Genomic DNA, 19499 nt, shown 5'->3' with positions numbered 1-19499 from the left:
TTTTCCAGCGCCAAAAATCAGGATGGAGCTCAAAAAGGCGCCATCCTGATTTTATTTCATCATGAAAAGGGCTATTAAACCCAAGTTGGGCAGCAAACTCATGGATTATAAGCGTTTACTAGTGGAATGCAGCAGCAAACTCACGAATTATAAGTGTTTACTCGTGAGTTTAGAGCAAATACTCGTGAGTTTGTGCAATTTACTCGTGAGTTTTGGCGATTTACTCGTGAGTTTAAAGCAAATACTCGTGAGTTTGTGCAATTTACTCGTGAAAATGGAGCAAATACTCGTGAGTTTGCCGATTTACTCGTGAAAGGAGCATCATCAAATTGGGCCCTAAAATTACAAACCAAATACTTCATTACTCGAGTGGTTTAGCTTCTAAACCGCCTGTGTTAAGGATGTGAACCTTTACGTTTATATCATGTAGTGAATCCTTATCTAAGTAATCCTTCGGCTCATTTAAATGATTCTTTTGCCAGTATTTTGTCTCTTTGATATAAAGGATTTTTCCTAAGCTTAAAGGGTCTGCGTTCTTTTGAATCCCTGTCATGAATGTTGTTTGGATTTCTTTTTTTATTTGGCTTTCGAATTTTCGTTTTATTTTATCGATATCCATTTGGGTATCAAGCCCCAGAATTTTACCTGATACGTCAACGTCAATATCGAATTTGTACTTTCCATCCTTGAGAACAGGCTTTACTTGATGATGCGGATGGGAGAAAGATGCATAGATGTCTTGCTTATTCATGTTAATGTTTACGGGAGTTTTGTTGGTCCTTTTATTGAGCCAGCGTAAACCGCTCAAATCTTTTTCAGAGAACCAGGGCTGGGACACTTTATAATAAATGACAAATGCACCATCCATAAAGAGACTTTTTCTTTTTTTATCTTTTTCCTTCCATACTTTATCGTTCCAGGAAATGGAGGGCAGGATGGTTGTGGAAGCTTTTTCCCGTTGATTGGAATAATACCTTTGGACCGTAATGGGTTGGATGAATGATCGATTCCGGTAGACATCCTCTGGTAAATATAATGTCGTGTATAAAGGCGATAAATTAAAATAACCATTAATGGAGAAAAGCTCATCCATGGAACTTTTTGTCGCAAAAATATTGGCTGAGTACCTAAGTAATTGGTTTCTGTATATATAATCCACTATTTCTGTACTTTGCTGCTTCAGCACATTTTCACTGATGACAAATGTGGAAACATGCCCTATATAGAGAGACTGTTGAGTATTGCGCATTAGTTTATTAATGGCGATCGAGATGGAACGCGCTTTTTGTTTCCCTACATATACGGGCGGGGCTTGAGTGGGCTTTGCCTCCGTTTTAGCTACCGCAGAGAAGTCCACAAGTTGCGTATATACAATGTACTCCCCATCTTTGAAATCTATCCCGATGGCCGTTATATAATGAAAGTCCTGGATCGTTTTTTCATCCCAGCAGCCTGAAAGTAATAGGAATAAAGGGATGGTTAATAAAATATTGCAGATGCGGAACATGGTCTTACTGCCCCTTTCTGGTCTTATCATTAGCAGCCAAGGATCGTTTGCTCATGGAATTCCATGGTCTCATTACGAATGAATCCAGTAGTTTAGTGAATCTTGGCGGGTTCATTCCGCCAATATATGAAATCCCGAATGAATCAAGCCTGGATAGTAAAGTGACAATAGAAAGGAAACCGATTATCGTGCCGTAGATTCCATAAATACAGCTTAGTAACAGCACAAACATGCGCAGAATCGTTACGGCCCCTGTTAAAGACTGGTTTACAAGAGTATAAGATGCGACAGAGGTTACGGCAGTAACCACAAGCATGGTTTGTGAGGTCAGTCCGGCCCTTATCGCGGCATCACCGACAATGAGGCCGCCTACAACAGCAACTGTCTGTCCAACCGCTTTAGGTAACCTGACTCCGGATTCTCGAAATAATTCAAATAAAATGAGCATGAGAATGAATTCCATCGTGGCGGATAAGGGAAGTCCAAGCCTTGAAAGGGTGATGGTGGCCAATAACGGGAACGGCACCTGTTCAATGTTGAAAGCGGAAATGGATATCCAAAACCCCGGCAATAAAACGGTAATGACAAGCCCCATAAAGCGAAGAAGTCGCTCAAGACTTACAAATAGATAAGGAAGATTCGAGTCTTCTGCTGTTTTTATTTGCAATAATAATGTAGAAGGAGCCACGATTATGGTTGGCATTCCGTCCACGATTAGAATGAATCTTCCTTGATTGAGTGCTTCTACAACAAAATCAGGGCGACTTGTATAATGAGTGAGTGGAAATATACTATATTTACTATTTGAGATCAATTCCTCCAATTGCTGGCTGCTCACCAATATATCAATATCTATGGAGTTAATCTTGGACCTCACATTTTTGACCAGTTCTTTATCAATGATGTCATCCATGTACATCAGTGCGACTTTCGTTTGACTGCGCCTGCCGACAATAAAGTCTTCATAGGCAAGCGATTTTGTTTTTAGCCGCTTTCTGATTAAAGCGGTATTCATGGATAAATCCTCGACAAATCCATCTCTTGGTCCTCTTACAGAGACCTCGAAGGAAGACTCCTCAGGCTGTCTGTTCGGAACATTGGACAAATTTATTGAAAATAACTTTTGGGTTGATGGAATGAATAATAAGGCATTCCCGGAGAAAATCAGCTGCTGGACGCTATTGAAGTCGCTATCAATCGTCACTTTAGTCAAATCTACCAATGGTTTTAGCTTGTTGATTGCCTCCTCTTCATCGATTCTCTCATCCAATTCCATCATTTTGTTTAACTTTTCCAAAATCCCCTCGTTTAGTAAACTGATATCGGTCATACCCGAGCAATAAAAGATAAGGACAGGAATGGGTCTTTCGGTTTCTCCGATATAAATCGTGTCAAACATGATATCCGAGCTTGAACTGAATAACTCCCGAAATGTCTCCTCCCTTAATTCAGGCAGGGTTGGTTCATTTTTGGATCGTTTCATTCTCATGTCGGTTACCCTCCTTCGAACTAATGAACGTGCCGATAAACAAAAAGGCGGACAAAAGTAATAGGAAATAAAAAGCACCAGGATAATAAAAAGTTTGGGTCACATGCAAAAACTTGAAATTACTGAATGGTACGATGGAGATGACGACCATGAGAAAGCCGACAGCGAAAAGAATTCCTACCTTCATTTTTTCCGTTTTCCTATTAAAGATTTCGGTTATTAAGAATAATGCCAGTGAAACACGGATATAGGCACCAGCAAGCCATTGGTAAATGGAAAAGAAATCTGTATGTTCGATATATTTTCCAATAGTCAGCAGACGCCACTGTTCATAGGCAGGGTACCTCATGGCTTCGGCTAAGGTCGGTCCGAATTCAGCAAGTGCTGCTGTTAATGGACCTAGAAGTAAAAACACTAAACCGAGGCATATGAAAACCAATACTTTTCGACTGATTTTATCAGTAAGCTTTTCCTGGAAAAAAGCGATTAAAATCAGTTCGGCAAGACCATAACCAGAATACTTCAGGGCTTTAACGCCATGAAAATAGCCATTCTCGAAAAGGGGAAGGAGGTGGCTATAGTCTTTTGTCGGCATATTTCCGGTCGCAACAAAAATGCCAAGAATGACGACAATGGGTAATAATACAGAAGAGCAAATGGCGATGGAACGCATACCTGAATGGGCAAGGAAGATGCATAGTAGTGTAAACGGAATGATAATCGCTAAACTTGGGGTTTCAAAAAGGAAGCTTGTAGTGATCCAATCAATCGTTTCCTTGGTGGTGGCCAAAACAAGGCTGATCAGATAAATCACGATAAAGAATAAAACGATATTTTTAATAGGTTTTCCAAATCTATATTCAAGCCAATCCGTCAGGGATTGATTATTCATATTCTTGATTATCCTCGATAATATGTAGACCCAAATCGGTATCAATCCAATAATAAGGATAGAAAAAAACCAAGAATCCCTTCCGCCGGTGGATAGAAGGAAAGGGATCAAAATAACGTGATTAAGAAGGCCGATTGATAAAAAGAAGATGCTAAGGGTTTGTATCGAACTGATTTTCTTCAAGATGATCCTATCCCCATTTCCATTGTCTAAAGAGTGGATTGATGCACATGCCATTCTTTTGTTATGGTTGCTAAATGTGGAAATAGTATACGTGATAATGATTGGATTAATATTCCTGAGTATTAATGAAAGCATGTGCAGGCTTGCAAAACAAAGAATTGCCGGTAAAAAGGATTTGTCTCAATTAATAAAGAATATATACTGGATGCTTTTTTTATTGAACATCAGGGGGAATGAAGATGGATTTAAGATACCCGGTTGGAAAGTTTCAGTTTGAAGGGGAGATTACTAGTGGTGTAGCCGAGGGGTGGCTCAACGAGATAAAAGCTTTGCCTCGGATGCTGCGGGAAGCGGTAAGTAACATGAATGATGAACAGCTTGATACGGCTTATCGGCCTGGAGGATGGACGGTGCGTCAAGTGGTGCATCATGTTGCTGATAGTCATATGAATGCGTTTATTCGTTTTAAATTGGCCCTTACGGAAGAAAGTCCAGTCATTAAACCGTACGAAGAGGCGAAATGGGCTGAGCTGCCTGATTATGATTTGGCGATTGAAGTTTCTCTATCACTAATTGAAAGTGTACATATCCGGATGTGCAAACTTTTATCGGGTCTTGACGACATGGGCCGAACATTCATCCATCCTGATTCAGGAGAGGTGACGGTCGGTGAAAATATAGGCATTTATGCATGGCACGGACGCCATCATCTGGCTCATATTACTTCTTTATCAAAGCGCCAGGGATAGTGAATATGATTGTATCACCTGAAAGGTTGTGATTAAGTGAATGCTGAGTTGAAAATCGAACAATTAACATCAGTCCGCGACCACATTAATGAACTTTCGGATCTTTTGATGCAGGTGGTGAAAGATGGCGCGTCCATTGGTTTTTTACCTCCCATGAAACGGTCTGAGGCCATTGATTACTGGAGTGGTGTCCTAAATCCTGATGTGATTCTGTTTGTCGCTAAATTAAAGGGTGAGATTGTCGGGAGCGTACAGTTACATTCATGTTCAAAGCAAAACGGCGGCCATCGTGCGGAAATCGCAAAATTAATGACGCATACTGGTTATAGGCGAAATGGAATAGGACGTTCACTCATGCAAGAGGCTGAGAAGAGGGCCAAGCAAGAGGGACGGACATTATTGGTCCTGGATACAAGGGAAGAAGATCCTTCTAACGCCCTGTATACTTCATTGGGATATATTCAGGCAGGCAGGATTCCTGATTATGCGAAATCTGCAAATGGTGAATTCCATCCAACCATTTTTTATTATAAAAAAACGAATTGAATGGGGGAATGTATATGCAAGCTGTAATCGAAAAACGGGGTAACGGGATTATTGCAAGATTCGATCGCCTGTTCAATCATTCGGTGGAAAAGGTATGGAGTGCTTTAACGGAGAATGATAAGGTGGAAAAGTGGATGTCCAACCTGGAAATGAAGGACCTTCGAAAAGACGGGACCATCAAATTCAATTTCAATGATGGGTCAGGGGAATCTTTTGATATGAAAATAAGGGATTTCCGGGAATCCGCCGTATTGGATTTTGATTGGGGTGACGGCTGGGTTCGTTTCGAGGTATCCCCTGAAAAGGATGGATGCTCATTAGTATTGAAAGAATCCATCACGCCGATTAATGATCATACATCAAAGGATTTGGCAGGCTGGCATGTTTGCCTCGAAATGTTGAGTGATTTACTTGCTGGTCATCATCAGGACTTCCCGATGGATGAATGGGAAAAATGGCATAAGGAATATACGGCCGCCGTCGAACGACTTGATGGATGAATGGAATGCGTTGGATACAGAAGACGGCCTAAAACCGAAGTGATGCTTCTGCTATGAAGGAAGTTTTTTGTTGATATACCAGTTGGTGCCAGAGGCTACAAAAAACATTCAAGCCATCATCCAAAGCATTCTGTCGGATACAGAGGAATTGCTGAAAACGACCAATGAAACGAATCAAATCAGCAAGGATCAGAAAAATGCCCTGATCACGGTAAGTGAAGCCATGAAAGAGCTGGAGGATTCCGCAGGAGGATATCCAATTCAATTCAGGAAGAAACAAGATCCATTGAAAGCATCAATCAACAAAAAGAAACGGTAATTAAAGTGATAGAAGAAATCACCGCCGTATCACAGCAAACGACAGCTTCATCAGAAGAAATTGCATCATCGATGGAGGAACAAGCCGCTTCATCCAATGAACTTGCTGAATATACACAGCAGCTTACACAGTTAATAAATGATTTGGAGGATACGCTGGGGGAATTCCAGATAAAGAATTAGAGGAACTGAAAACATAAGCGTTGCAAAGGGGAGGCCACGAAAGTGGTTTTCCCTTTTTTTGTTAGATTGTGTAGGGACTTAACCATGATTCCTTGAACGGGGCATCTCTCTTTAGTGGATAAAATCACTAGAAGTACAAAAGTACAATTTAGAGGGACTAGGCAAGAATCCATGCTTATTTTACTAAGGGGAATAATATATAGGAATCGGACAAGTAGGGTCCAATGGCTCAAGGCCCAAAAAGGGGAGAACAACATGCATTTCGAAATTGGAATGACTATTTTTGTGTTCGTCACGACAATGATAGTTATATTATGGAGGCCAGGAGGTATCAATGAAGCATGGCCAGCTTCAATCGGTGCAATGATAATTTTATTGACTGGCACAGTATCCCATGGCGATATTTGGGATATCTTCAATAAAATCGGGGGCGCATCGATCACCATCATGGCAACGATTGTCATGGCTGTAATCTTGGAAAGTTTCGGCTTTTTTCATTGGGCGGCTGCAAGGCTTGCCATCCTGGCTAGAGGATCGGGGTACCGCCTATATTGGTACATTCAATTATTGTGCTTTTTAATGACCTTGTTATTCAATAACGACGGCAGCATCATGATTACGACCCCCATCTTAATCTTGCTTCTGAAAAATCTCAGATTAAAACCGCATGAAGCCATCCCGTATCTTTTGAGTGGAGCATTGATTGCGACAGCTTCGAGTGCGCCTATTGGCGTGAGTAATATTGTTAATTTAATCGCTTTGAAAATTGTGCACATGACGCTTTATATGCATACTGCCATGATGTTTGTACCTGCTACTCTGGGGTTGATCTTTATGTCATGGTTAATGTTCGTAGTGGTCAAGAAAAAATTGCCCAAGAAATTACCGAATAATTATTATGACATTGAGGAACGTTTCTTTACTAAGAATTTCCACCCCTTAAAGGGAAAAATGACGGTTGAAACAAAAAGGCAACGCACAAAATTCATGTTGAAAGTTTTGCTCTATGTGTTCGTGGTGCGCTGTTTACTCTTTGTAGCTTCTTATTTATCCATTCCAATCGAGTGGGTAGCTGTACTTGGTTCTTTATCTTTACTGATCTGGAGATGGTATCATTTACGGACAAATCCTGTCGATATCTTAAAAAAGACCCCATGGCACATCCTGATATTCGCATTCTCCATGTATGTCATCATTTATGGACTCCATAATGTAGGGCTTACAGCCATGCTCGTACAGATATGCGAACCGATTGTAAACCAAGGGCTACTGAGTGCGAGCTTTGTCATGGGAGGATTGGTTTCGATTCTATCAAACATTTTCAACAATCATCCAGCATTAATGATAGGTACCATTACCTTAACGGAAATGGGACTTGATCCGATCACATTAAAAACTATCTATTTAGCTAATATAATCGGTAGTGACATGGGATCCTTGTTATTGCCCATCGGTACTCTTGCCTCACTTATCTGGATGCATATCTTGAAACAAAATAAATTGGAAATAAAATGGAAAGATTATTTAAGCGTATCCCTGATAGTCATACCAATAACGACAGTGGTGACACTGCTCTTATTATATTATTGGGTGCAAATGATTTTTAGCTGAATAACCCCCTAGGAGGAGATAGTAATGAGTGATGCGTTTGCATTACTGGGTAAACAAATTGATGTTCAACTCTCAGGTAAAAAAACTTTCAAAGGAATTCTAACTGATCTGAGCACAGATATTCTAGTGTTGTTCAATGGACAGCAGTATTTGTATTTTCCAATGCTGCACGTCCATCGATTCAATCTGAGTACAGAGATAGATAACGAGATTAAATATCCTATAGAGTCCTCCATGATGGAAGACATGGCTTCCATTTCCTATCGTAAAACGCTAATGAACGCAAAAGGGGTTTTTTCAGAAATCTATGTTGAGGGGCACATTCCTTTACACGGTTATATCACCAATGTTTTCAATGATTACTTTGCGTTCTACTCGCCTGTATATAAAATGATGTATGTATCGCTGCATCACCTTAAATGGCTTACTCCGTATAATCAAAATGCCACACCCTATACCCTCGGTAAAGAGAATTTTCCCGGCAATCCTTCAGGTGTGCCAATGCTTCGTTCTTTGGAAGACCAATTAAAGAAAAATGCAGGAAAGCTTGTAGTATTTGATGGGGGAGAGGACCCTATGAAAATCGGGGTGATAAAAAAGGCTGAAAACAACTTGGTTGAGTTAACGACAGCCAGCGGGGATAATGTGTTTTTGAAGCTTGCACATATTAAAACGGTGTACATGCCATAGTTTCATAGAAACGAGGGGAAGGGCATTTAAGCTTTCCCCTTATTTTCTTTGCTAGATGATGGGTGATACCAACGGATTCGGGTTCCTGATCAAAAATCCATCGCCTTCGTAATCAATTTCCGTTTGATCTGTAAAATGGGAGTCCGATGGGTCGAGCAACATTTTTATATCATGTAAAACGAGTATTTCCTCGTGCTCTTTTTTAGAGATTGCCAAGCTTAATGTATAGTTCATCTGGTTACAGCAAGGTCTGTTTATGCCAAACCTCAAATACGTTTCCCCTACCAAACTATGCTGCATATCTTTAATTGCCTGCCGGGCTTTCTCTGTCATTTTTATCAAAATGTTCACTCCTATATCGTTATCCACTTCATAAATAGGGCAAGCCGTATATGCACGTCATGACCGGGATTCCTCTAATCTAACTTTACCCATTCTGCATAAAGAAATAAATCCTCTAGGAATTCTTCGATTCCCAACTTTTCTCGGGTGGGAGTGTTTTATTGAATCAGACTGATGATTTCATGTGAAAAAATAGGCTAAAGGTTTCGTTGGGTTCGCCGATAATATTGTTGTCATGAGCATTAAGGCACATTCATTTGGGTGGATGATAGGATAGAAGATTCATATGATGGGATTTACTTGAACATCGTAAGATTAAAAATATTTCAGCGTATAAAGGAAGGGTTAAAATGTTTAATCGAAAAATAAACTTTATGATACTTACGTTGGTATTCATGGTTTGTTTCACTTTTTTACCTGGCTTAAAGGCCGAGGCTGCAGATCCTGTGCATACTGTAATCTCTGGCGAAACGGTAGAATCGATTGCCAGGACATATGATATATCGGCTGAGCAATTAATGGAAACGAATGGTTTACCGGATGATAAGTTATTTGCGGGACAAAAGTTGACAATCATTCAAACGGCGTATACTCCTTCCATCTATCAATGGTCGGAGAGAGGAAAAAAAATTGCGAGATATGCGAAATCCTTTATAGGGTTTAAAAAGACAGCTGGAGAAGAGACGCCTGAAAAAGGGTTTGATTCGAGCGGGTTGATTCATTGGGTGCTTTCCCAGCAAAATGTGCCGGTTGACCGTTTGACAGTAGATGGTTTTTATAAGCAAGGGATGGATACAGCCACTCCGAAAACCGGGGATATTATATTCTTTCTGGAAAAAGACAGCTTAAAGGTAGTGACCGCAGGTATTTATGTCGGCAAAAACCAATTTGTCAATTCAGGATATGGCGCAGAAACGGTTCAGGTGAGATCCACTACAGAAGATTACTTTGCAATATACCAAGTGGCGTACAAAACATACACGCCAAAAGGGGAGCATATCGTCCAAACGGGAGAAACGCTTAAAAGCATATCGGAGAATTACAGCATTTCCATGAGTACGATCAAAAATCGTAACGCGTTAAGTACTGATGAGTTGATGCAAGGGCAATATCTTCAACTATACAGCAACCCGTTATATCCGTTTTATGTAAACGAGGTGGCTGCATATGATAAAGCATACGATGTCATCAAGTATGCATACACTTTACGCGGATTCCCCTATGTTTTCGGGGGAGAAGATCCGATGAACGGAATGGATTGCAGCGGCTTCATTTATTGGGTCATGAAGGAGCAGGGTCTTTCAGTTAAACGGGGTTCCGCAGAGGATTACTTCTCATTGCTGCCCAAAATCGAAAATCCAAAGGCAGGAGATTTAGTATTTTTTAGCGACACAGGAACAAGGCTAGGTGTGACCCATGTAGGCATATATCTAGGTGATGGCCGTTTTCTCCATACAACGGAAAACGCAGGCGTTCATATCTCCAACCTTTCGTCAGGTTATTTTGCCGATAAATTCGAAAGCTTCGGTGAAGTTGAAAGCCTTATGGACTAAGAAGCTCATTCAACCTGTTTATATTCAAGAGTCGCTTTTTCAATGGCGGTAACAAACCGTTTAAAAAGATCACATGGATTGTCCCTGTTCTTACTGGTAAAGTTATCACCTTTGAAAAAGCTTTTTCTAAGCTTTGTGGAAAGTTCCAATTGCACGCCTGCACCCGTCTTGGATGTGTTGGTGATGTTGTTTCCTTTCATGCCTGAAAGGTGCTGCGGTGCATGATCAGTTTGAAATCCAGCTTTGTTGAGGCATTGCTGAATAAGGTTCTTATAGGGTTCATTCCTTCCGCCAATGTAAACCAGCGCATTATGTACGTCGTAGTGTCCATGGATAGAAAGGGTGGTCTGAGCGTTCGCTGCCATTGAAACGCCGCCCGGTTCATTGAACAAGCAGGATGTTATATGGAGGACCTGGTTCCCCCTTGGTTTAAGACCTTCGAATAGATAGGTGCTTGCACAAAGTCTCTGTCCAAGTGCGGCTGCAATCTCGCTAGTTCCCGGTTCGATGTTCCCGCCGTGTATGGCTAGAATTGCGATATCAGGATTCCTGTGATGAACGATGATGCGGTAATCGATGTCTTCTTGTTCATTTTGCTGCAGTTCAATAAAATCAGTATAGCTATTTTCTTTCATGGTTATCCTCCATATCTGAAGCGTAATTAATCTTCCATATCCGATGACGGCAAAAATAAAAAAAGCGGGGATACCCCCGCTTTTTTTATTCTTCGACAGTCGTATACTGTTCTATTTTCTTTTGCTCTTCGGGTGTTAAAGTTTCTGTCCGTTTAAAGATATTCATGGTCACAAGCAGGGCTGCTATTAGAAAAACGGGTATAACCCAGCTTGTTATTTTTTTTACGATATTCATATTCTAAGTCCCCTTATCCATCGCTAAAATTCATATGATATTTAGAAAAGGAGGGGCTGGATTGCACTCTTATTGCTGGGCTTTCCAGCTTCCATTTCTTCTTTTATCCCCAGCTCCGGATACTTGTCCATTTTTCTCGTTTTTAACGAGTACTTGAACCCCGCCGTAATACATGGGGGAAATCTTCTGGATGACTTCAAATCCTGAATCTTCCAAGTCTGATATTATTTCATCCGAAAGCCTGGATTCCGTATAAATCTTCTTTCCATCAAAGACGAACCGATTACGGTCGATGATATCCTGAAATGAGCCTTCATTCTCTGTATAAGAATAAAGGACCTGCATCAATACTTGAGGAATCCTATCGCCGCCTGGTGAGCCGATTCCGATCGATTCCTGCCCTGGTTTCTTGAGAATGGTAGGAGCGGTGAACGTTCTTGACCGTTTATATGCCTCTTGGGCGTTCAAGCCGGACCGGAAATTTTTCAATTGATCGTTAAGGAAAAATCCATTCGTATAATCACCAGATCCGAAAAAGTTACTGAGCGTATTTGTTGCGGAAACGACAGTGCCATACTTGTCCATGATCACAAAATGTGTCGTACTTTCATGTTCTTCGGAACCATTCGATTCTTTATCTTCCCATTTTTCACTTTTGATCTTATTTTTAAGATTGTCCAAGTGAATGGGGGAGAGCAATTTTTCCGCCTTAGAGTGACTTATTCCATCTCCAATATTGGCGGACCGATCTTGATAAGCGGTATCTGTGATGCCCCCCAAGACCTTCATATAAGTTGATTTGCTTGAAGAATCACCGAGGTTCATTTCCTCGGCGAGCTTTAACATTTCAAGAACGGTAATCCCGGAAAAGGGCGGAGGGGCGGTAAAAGCATCATAACCGGCAAATGTTCCTTGGACCGGCTTACGTTCTTTCACCTCATAGCGCTTTAAATCCATCAAGTCGATATCTGTTTCCCTTTTAATATCCCGTGCAATTTCCCCTTTATAAAAACCATCAGGACCTTCCTTTTGAATCTGCTTCAATGTTTCAGCAAGTCTTTCTTGGACAAGGGTTTTGCCTGGTTCAATGGCATCGCCCTCAGGATAAAATAATGATGTCCCATCGGAAGATATCCTTGGCTGAGCTGCTTCTAAGCGCGATGATAAAATCTCATCCACTTTAAACCCGCCTTCAGCCAAGTCGATCGCCGGCTGAAGAAGATCAGCCATTGGTACGCTCCCATACTTATCACTTATAACCTGCATGCCGGCCACTAAGCCAGGAATCCCTGTATCGTGTCTTGAACTTGGGTCTTCCGGAGAGGATTCACGATAATCGATAAAATTGGGTTCGCCGGATTCCGGTGCAATCAGCATACCGCCGCCGCCGCCCACGCCAGATCCAAAAGGTTCAACTACACCTAATACATAAGAGACCGCAATGGCGGCATCCGCCGCCGTTCCACCATTATTTAATATATCCATCCCGACATCTATTGCGATTGGGTTTGAAGAACTGACCCCATATGATTGTTCCGTTTTACTCTCTATCGGATCATTCGTGTCAGAAATAGGGGGTGTCTTCGAACATCCAGCAATATATATTAGTATGCTTATGGGAATGAGCACTTTTCTCGTCATACGGTTAATCATCGATTATTCCCCCTTCTCGTTGAGCTTCCAAGTTGTTTCTCTTTTCACATAGTAGTATCCAATCGATCCTTACTGAATGGGCTGCATGTCCTGTTGTATAGCTTGTGTTGCCTTTTTCTCTTGTGCAGCTTTCTTTTCCTTTGCTTCTTTCGCTGCCTTTGCTACTTTTTCTTCTTGCTCACGTTGTGCCTTATGGTCGATTACCTTCTTGTGATCCATGGTAATCTCGATGCGATCCTCTTTTTTCGACCATTGGGCGTTTTCACTCGTTTCCTTCGTCAACTGACGGTATACACGTGATTTGTCGATTGAAGAGGTAGCTGGCCTTGGTGTTGCTTCTTCAATTTGCAGTGGAACGACATCGATTGTAGCTTTTCCGTCTTCCGCTAAATGGTATTGAACCATGGCTGAATCCTTTGTGCGTGTCCAGCCTTGATCGAATATGAAATTTCCTAAACTATAGAAAATGATTCCATCTTTATACACATCAAACGATTGAAGCACGTGTGGGTGATGGCCGATGATGATGTCAGCCCCAGCATCGATGATAGCTTTAGCCAAGTCCGTTTGACGGGCGGTTGTAGATGTTGAATACTCTTGTCCCCAGTGCATATTCACCACAACCAAGTCTGCATTGCCTTGCTTGGCATCCCTTGCTTTGCCGATCATTTCAAATAATAAATCAAGGTTGGAGTTCAATAGTCCGGCTTTATCACTTTTTGACACGGCATCCTTACCGTAAACATCTGTGAAGCCAAGTGTTGCGACGCGTACGCCATTAACATCCGCATAGTCGATGCTATTTTTAGCTTCCGTAGTGTTCGATCCAACACCGACATAGTGCATATCCGTACTTTTGAATTCATCAATCGTATCAAGAAGTCCTTGTTCTTCATAGTCCATCATATGGTTATTGGCCAAATTCATTACTGAGAAGCCAGCATCTTTAACAGCTTCCACACCGCTAGCATTGGAGTTTAACCGTATGGGCGTATCCGCTCCCTTGTAGTTGGATACTTCTTCTTTTAAAGCGGTATGTTCATAATTCCCACTGACATAGTCTGAATGGGCAAAATAGGGCTTCATATAACGGAAGAGGTATTCATACCCGTGCTTTTCCGCCACTTCTTCAACATAACGTCCCATCATCACATCACCGACCATGGTCATAGTCAATGGCTGATCGGATTTTGAAGCGGTTGTTTTCACTTCCTCAGCCCGTCCCATCCAAGTGGTGATGACTAAAGCGATTAGTAATATAGGTAGTATGATTCCAGTGTATTTAAGATTCTTTTTCTTCGTGCGTTTAATAAAGATAAGTGTTTTTTCTTTTGCATTTAAAGTCCGTTTCATTTTTTGCACCTCAGAATAGGTAGTACACGTTCATTAAACCGAAAGTCAAGCCGGATAATAAAAGCGTGCTGCCAAGTGTCAATGGCATTCCTTGTCTTTGTATGGTATTCGCTATCAATCCGGGTACGATTATACCGATTCCCCGAAACTCGAATATTTCAAATGGCATGACAGGGTAGACTAAGTCCAATAGGAGTTTCAAGCAAATCCCGGTCACCATCATGGCTGCGAATTTTCTTCTTCCATATAAAATCACCCATCTTGAAAGGCCGTGAGTGACGATCAAATAAGTTACGACACTAATGATCAGGATGGTCAGCATGATTTCCCATTGGTCAAATACTAATGCCAAATAACCTGGCACGATAAGTCCTGCGGGTACGACACCCGTCTTTTCTGAAAATATAAGGCTAAGCGTTACTCCCAGTACTAGGGCTACATATAAATCCGATCCAAACATTAAGGTTCCTCCTACTTAACTTGCTTTTTGCTTTGTTTTAGATTTCATGAATGCTTCAATTAAAGGTTCCGCTGCACCGTGAATATTCCCGACACCGTAGACGATGCGATTTTTCATCAATGGGCGGAGGCGGGCCACGATTTCTTCAGTTGACCAGTTTTCTAAATCCCAATATTCTTTTGTATCCAATTGACCTTGCTCGAATGCCCGAGTGATCGGTGATGTGGTTTCACCAATGGAAATGACGATTTCAGATTTTATGTAAGGCAATACATCTCTAGCAAACTGCTCGGTACGGTCCACGCGGTCGGGACGGCAATTCATGATGACGATAGGAGGTTCTGTGCTGTATCCGAACGTATTGACACGTTCCCAAATGTTCAGCGTCGATGACGCGTCATTTGCAGCAAAGCCATTGACAAAGAAAGTTGGCTGGATGGGATCCCCGAATTTGGTGATCCGCATGGCACCTGGATCGGGATGCGCATTCAACATTCCGCGAAAAGCTGTTTTTTCATCAATGCCCAAAGCTTCCGCAACGGCCAAGGCCAGTGATGCATTATCAGGAAATACCATATAGTCGAATTCGCGTAGAAAATCTTCCGAAATTCTCGAATTGTCTGCAACGATCACTTTTGTATTGCGTTCTTTGGCAATTTGCTTGAAAAAGTCCAAATATTCACTTTCGATAGTTATTAGGTGACCATTATAGGGAATAGTAGCAGTGAAAGCTTCAGCAACCTCATCCAAAGTCGGTCCCATGACATCCATATGGTCTTCCAATACATTCACGATTACGCCAATGTTTGCTTGGATCATTTTGTTTTGGAAGATTAGTTGATAGTCAGGCTGTACGGCCATGCACTCACAAACCAGTGCTTCCGTGCCTAAGTCGGCAACTTCTTTAACTACACGCCGCTGTTCTCCTATGTTGGGTCCTTCCGGGCGGCGTACAATCGGTTTTTCCTTATCGGTAAACCAATAGATCATTCTTGCTGATGTTCCGGTTGTTTTACCTACTGTTTTGTACTTAGCTTCCTGGATCACACCTGTAATTAGACGCGTTACAGTCGATTTCCCCCGAATCCCATTCACATTCACACGTACCGGGATGGAGTCGAGACGCTTCTGATGGCGTTTTTGTTCGAAAATACCATAGCCAAGCAAAAAGATCGCACAAATAAATATCGGTGCCATTTTTTAACCTCTCTTTTTTTCAAATATTTGAATTACTGAATACACACTACATGATTTTAAACTTAATAGGCAAGGGCTAATTATTTTATCGTAATATAGTTATTATCAGCTTTTTCAAATAAATGTATATTGGAGTGTAATAGTATCTAATGGGATAAATTGTTTTATGAGTACAAAGTTATGGCTGGAAATCGAGGGAATACTCGGTTATTTTACACTAAATTATGGAAAGTTTAATAAAAAACCATTTTGGTCAGAATCAAAGTAGTTTTATGAGCATTTGAACCTGATTCCTAATGGCTATATTTGAATAATATTTGTTTTTTAAAAGTGACGTTTATTACAGTTCTGTAATTGTTTATACCCATTGTTCGACATAAACGTAACAATATTTATGCATTTGTCATTCAATGTAAGATATTGCATCTAACGACTCAATTAGTTAAACTCTTTTGAATTTGGACAAAGATGAGTAAAAGAACACATCTCTTTTTTTTTATATTTTCCGGTTTTTTCCTCAGAGAATACCCACGGACTATAATTGATCTTTTACCTGAAACATGAAATAAACTAAAGTTAACCCATTTTTTTAAAAAAATACCTAGTTTCTTCTATAGATATAGTGTTTATATAAGAATGCAAAATAAAAAAAGCTCAGAAGCATATCTGAGCTTTCGGTTTATATATTGTTAATGAATGGAATGGTCACGAATCTCCGTTTATCATGGAGATTTAACGTTCGTGGGTCTTGAGCTGCAGCATTGGTAGCTGATTATGGAAGGAATCTGGTTAACTGGATTTCTTTCTGTCAGAAATCTCAAGGTTGGAGCCCTTTTTACCGCCATCAATCACATAAAATCTAGGAGCTAATCTCCTTCTTTTTCTTTGATTGTCAGGATTCATCTTCATATAATTTTCGTATTCTTTGCGAAAGAATTCTTCGGTTTCCCGTTCCAGTGCTTTTCTTTCGTTAAAATCTGTTATGAATTTGAAAAAACGTTTCATATGAATTCCTCCTTATGGGGGTTAAAAGGTCTTAGTTTAATAGTAACATATCATTAGTGAAATTTAACCTTATTTACAGATTTGGAGTAGAAATCGTGTTTTTGTGTGAATAAAGTTGTGAACGGTTAGATTCGAGAGAAAGCATGCAATGGATCCTTACTGAGTAGAAGTGCCCGTGCATGGTGTTGAAAGGAAATGTCGGGATTTGCAGTAGCGGTTATTGGAAGTGATGGATATTTAAGTTAAAATATTCCTTTAATTAATTATACACTAAATATTCTGAAAATAAAGGAAAACATTCACTTCCAGCCGCTTTTGATAGATTTGCTTTTTAATGATTTATTATTGTGTATAGTTATTTATTCCCCGAATATACGAAAATGAAACAACCTATATAATGGGAAGGAAAAGCAATTTCCCGCATTCATGTGACGGGAAATTGCTAGTGTCATAATTGGAATTTCTTAACCTGTTCAGTCAGCAGTTCTGCCGAAGATGCAAGTTCACTGGCATGATGCGTGATTTCATCCATTGAAGAGCTGGATTGCTGAGCAGAGGCGGAGACTTGTTCGATTCCAGCCGCGGACTCTTCAGAAACAGCTGCGATATCTTCGATAGCCTGATTGATATTTTTGCTATTTGTGGAGATATAGTTCAATTCGTCTGTTATATGCTGTATTTTCATTTCCATATTCCCGACAGAGTGATTGATTGTTTCAAAGGTTTGGCCTGTGAGCGTGATCTGTTTCGTGCCTTCATCCACTTGTGTATAACCATCTTCCAGGGAGTGGACGACTGTTTTTGAATCCGTTTGAATAGCGGAGACAATATTGGTGATATCCCCAACGGAGTGTGTGACCTCTTCAGCGAGTTTCCGCACTTCATCGGCGACGACGGCAAAGCCCTTGCCATGTTCACCAGCACGAGCGGCTTCTATGGCAGCATTCAGCGCCAATAGATTGGTTTGATTGGATATATCCTTGATGACCTGCACAAGCTGTGAAATTTGCTGCGATTGAGAATCCAGTCCTTTCACTTGATCTACGGCATTTTTTACAATCCTATCAATACATTGCATCTGTTGGACTGAACTGCGCATTAAAGTGGTGCCCTCCTTGGTCAAGGAAAGGATTTCGGTTGAACTTTTAGCTACATCCACTCCTTCTAGGCGGGCCAACTCGATCCTGCCGGTGAAATCATCCATCATCCGAACCATTTCAGCTGCCCGGTTGGCTTGTGACTCCGAACCTTCCGAAAGTTCATACATTGTAGTCGCTATTTGTTTGCTGCCCTGCTGAACTTCATTTGCTGATTGAGTCAGATCCTCACTTTGGTTGGAAACGGATTCGGACACAACGAGCATTTTTTCGATCGTATCACGAAGGTTTTTCTGCATTTGGTTGGCGGATACCGTTAATTCGCCCATTTCATCATGTGACTTTTGCTCCAGGGGCTTATGATTCAGCTCTCCGTCAGCCACCATTTTCATCCTGTCCCTGATTTTAAGGAGGGGGGTGGTAATGAGGTTGGCAGTCACAAGCGCCAGCAGAAGACCGATAAGGACTGCCGCAATGGATATGATGATACTTGTCGTCTTAACCGATTTCCCGCTTGCGATGACGGTTTCACCAGAAGTGACAATCAATTCCTCGCGTTCAGATGCAAGCTCCTTGAAACCCTCCATTACTTCATTGCTGATTGGTGCCACTTCATTTTTGAGTATCTCTTTCGCGCGCTCTTCATTTCCCTTTTCATATTGTGGAAATACCCGGTCTACAATCATCGTCCTCCAATCCACGCTTTTCTCGATCAATTCCTTCGCATTATCAGAATCGCTTAAAGCGAGGAGATCCTCCTGGAGGACCTTGCTGTCTTCGGTATATTGTAAGAACCTTTCTTTATAACTCTCGTCACCATATAGAATATAGGCTCGGGCGAATGCGGTTCTTTGTGCTAGATTATATAGCAGTTTTTCATCTTGGATAAGAAGCGGAAGTTCCTTTTCGATGATATCCTGGGAATATACCAGAGACTTGTTGCTGCTGTAAATGTTGTATGCTCCTAAGATGACACATAAAGATATGATGAGTGAAAATGCCAACAATACCTTTCCTTTAATGCTTTTCAAATTAATGGACCCCTTTATCGATATTTTATTCACACTATTTTATCGGACGGATAATGGGATATTTAAGCAATGAAAAGATAACCAAATTTTCCATCAGATCTAATATTCACTAAATATAATCATCTTGATTTATTATCGTTTTCAAGTTACTATTGACTTGGAAAAATATAATATTCCGCGTTAAGGCGGAAGAGGTTCTAGCTACCCTCTCAAAAAAACTAAGGAGAAACAGTGCTCTATTCTTAGGGTGCTGTTTTTTTCCGTAAAAAG

At 40.9% G+C, this 19499-nt stretch carries 20 protein-coding genes and 1 riboswitch; of the genes, 8 read left to right on the top strand and 12 right to left on the bottom strand.

Going from position 1 to position 19499, the window contains the following annotated elements; genetic code table 11:
• Nucleotides 1-361: 361 nt before the first annotated feature.
• From AC3ISB_RS21335 to AC3ISB_RS21325, 3 genes are read right to left on the bottom strand one after another with little or no spacing between them, the layout of a single operon-like run.
• Complete coding sequence (locus tag AC3ISB_RS21335) at nt 362-1507, bottom strand: Ger(x)C family spore germination protein (RefSeq protein ID WP_489274179.1); 1146 nt, start codon at nt 1505-1507, stop codon at nt 362-364.
• 4 nt (nt 1508-1511) lie between these two features.
• A complete protein-coding gene (locus AC3ISB_RS21330; protein WP_141992910.1) occupies nt 1512-2996 on the bottom strand; it encodes a spore germination protein in 1485 nt (494 codons plus the stop codon).
• Entirely contained in the window at nt 2971-4125 is a 1155-nt protein-coding gene (locus tag AC3ISB_RS21325) for a GerAB/ArcD/ProY family transporter (RefSeq protein ID WP_489276984.1), read from the bottom strand. Before AC3ISB_RS21325 ends, AC3ISB_RS21330 begins: the two co-directional genes overlap by 26 nt.
• Nucleotides 4126-4310: 185 nt before the next feature.
• On the opposite strand from AC3ISB_RS21325, the gene AC3ISB_RS21320 reads away from it, so the two are divergent.
• From AC3ISB_RS21320 to AC3ISB_RS21290, 7 genes are all read left to right on the top strand, one after another.
• Nucleotides 4311-4820, top strand: coding sequence for a YfiT family bacillithiol transferase (locus AC3ISB_RS21320; RefSeq protein ID WP_489274177.1), 510 nt, complete (start codon nt 4311-4313; stop codon nt 4818-4820).
• A gap of 108 nt (nt 4821-4928) precedes the next feature.
• A complete protein-coding gene (locus AC3ISB_RS21315) occupies nt 4929-5366 on the top strand; it encodes a GNAT family N-acetyltransferase (RefSeq protein ID WP_489276982.1) in 438 nt (145 codons plus the stop codon).
• 14 nt (nt 5367-5380) lie between these two features.
• Entirely contained in the window at nt 5381-5866 is a 486-nt protein-coding gene (locus AC3ISB_RS21310; RefSeq protein WP_144526465.1) for an SRPBCC family protein, read from the top strand.
• 70 nt (nt 5867-5936) lie between these two features.
• On the top strand, nt 5937-6185 hold the full coding sequence (locus AC3ISB_RS21305) for a hypothetical protein (RefSeq protein ID WP_339200598.1): 249 nt from the start codon (nt 5937-5939) through the stop codon (nt 6183-6185).
• A 5-nt stretch (nt 6186-6190) separates the two neighbouring features.
• A complete protein-coding gene (locus AC3ISB_RS21300; protein WP_489274174.1) occupies nt 6191-6367 on the top strand; it encodes a hypothetical protein in 177 nt (58 codons plus the stop codon).
• Nucleotides 6368-6622: 255 nt separating this feature from the next.
• Nucleotides 6623-7978 carry an arsenic transporter gene (locus AC3ISB_RS21295; RefSeq protein WP_141992904.1) on the top strand — a complete coding sequence of 452 codons (1356 nt, stop codon included), beginning with the start codon at nt 6623-6625 and terminating at the stop codon, nt 7976-7978.
• 24 nt (nt 7979-8002) lie between these two features.
• Entirely contained in the window at nt 8003-8668 is a 666-nt protein-coding gene (locus AC3ISB_RS21290) for a DUF2642 domain-containing protein (protein WP_141992903.1), read from the top strand.
• Nucleotides 8669-8719: 51 nt separating this feature from the next.
• Here the strand turns inward: AC3ISB_RS21290 and AC3ISB_RS21285 are convergent, their stop codons facing one another.
• A complete protein-coding gene (locus tag AC3ISB_RS21285) occupies nt 8720-9001 on the bottom strand; it encodes a HesB/IscA family protein (protein WP_489276980.1) in 282 nt (93 codons plus the stop codon).
• Between the two features lie 359 nt (nt 9002-9360).
• Between AC3ISB_RS21285 and AC3ISB_RS21280 the strand changes: the two genes are divergently transcribed.
• On the top strand, nt 9361-10563 hold the full coding sequence (locus tag AC3ISB_RS21280) for a C40 family peptidase (RefSeq protein WP_489274171.1): 1203 nt from the start codon (nt 9361-9363) through the stop codon (nt 10561-10563).
• Nucleotides 10564-10568: 5 nt separating this feature from the next.
• Here AC3ISB_RS21280 and AC3ISB_RS21275 read toward each other — a convergent pair whose 3' ends face one another.
• The 8 genes from AC3ISB_RS21275 to AC3ISB_RS21240 all read right to left on the bottom strand — a co-directional run bounded on the left by AC3ISB_RS21275 (nt 10569) and on the right by AC3ISB_RS21240 (nt 19229).
• The gene (locus tag AC3ISB_RS21275; protein ID WP_347940189.1) at nt 10569-11198 is read right to left on the bottom strand and encodes a poly-gamma-glutamate hydrolase family protein; all 630 of its coding nucleotides are present in this window, start codon (nt 11196-11198) and stop codon (nt 10569-10571) included.
• Between the two features lie 85 nt (nt 11199-11283).
• Nucleotides 11284-11433, bottom strand: coding sequence for a CapE family protein (locus AC3ISB_RS21270; protein WP_179891205.1), 150 nt, complete (start codon nt 11431-11433; stop codon nt 11284-11286).
• A 69-nt stretch (nt 11434-11502) separates the two neighbouring features.
• Complete coding sequence (locus tag AC3ISB_RS21265; RefSeq protein ID WP_489274169.1) at nt 11503-13086, bottom strand: gamma-glutamyltransferase family protein; 1584 nt, start codon at nt 13084-13086, stop codon at nt 11503-11505.
• 69 nt (nt 13087-13155) lie between these two features.
• Nucleotides 13156-14439, bottom strand: coding sequence for a CapA family protein (locus AC3ISB_RS21260; protein ID WP_489274166.1), 1284 nt, complete (start codon nt 14437-14439; stop codon nt 13156-13158).
• A gap of 10 nt (nt 14440-14449) precedes the next feature.
• Nucleotides 14450-14899 (bottom strand): poly-gamma-glutamate biosynthesis protein PgsC, encoded by a 450-nt coding sequence (pgsC, locus tag AC3ISB_RS21255; RefSeq protein ID WP_048687555.1) that lies wholly within the window; start codon nt 14897-14899, stop codon nt 14450-14452.
• A gap of 15 nt (nt 14900-14914) precedes the next feature.
• Nucleotides 14915-16096, bottom strand: coding sequence for a poly-gamma-glutamate synthase PgsB (pgsB, locus tag AC3ISB_RS21250; protein WP_076364471.1), 1182 nt, complete (start codon nt 16094-16096; stop codon nt 14915-14917).
• Between the two features lie 789 nt (nt 16097-16885).
• Complete coding sequence (locus tag AC3ISB_RS21245; protein WP_098373637.1) at nt 16886-17101, bottom strand: hypothetical protein; 216 nt, start codon at nt 17099-17101, stop codon at nt 16886-16888.
• Nucleotides 17102-17549: 448 nt separating this feature from the next.
• Nucleotides 17550-19229, bottom strand: a complete 1680-nt coding sequence (locus tag AC3ISB_RS21240) for a methyl-accepting chemotaxis protein (protein ID WP_141992898.1) — start codon at nt 19227-19229, stop codon at nt 17550-17552.
• Between the two features lie 185 nt (nt 19230-19414).
• Nucleotides 19415-19457: riboswitch (PreQ1 riboswitch) on the top strand.
• The last annotated feature ends 42 nt before the right edge of the window (nt 19458-19499 follow it).

Source organism: Peribacillus sp. GL_122 (genome assembly GCF_057835005.1).
The sequence above is the reverse complement of the archived record's forward strand: the minus strand, read 5'-3'. Positions and strand labels throughout refer to the sequence as shown.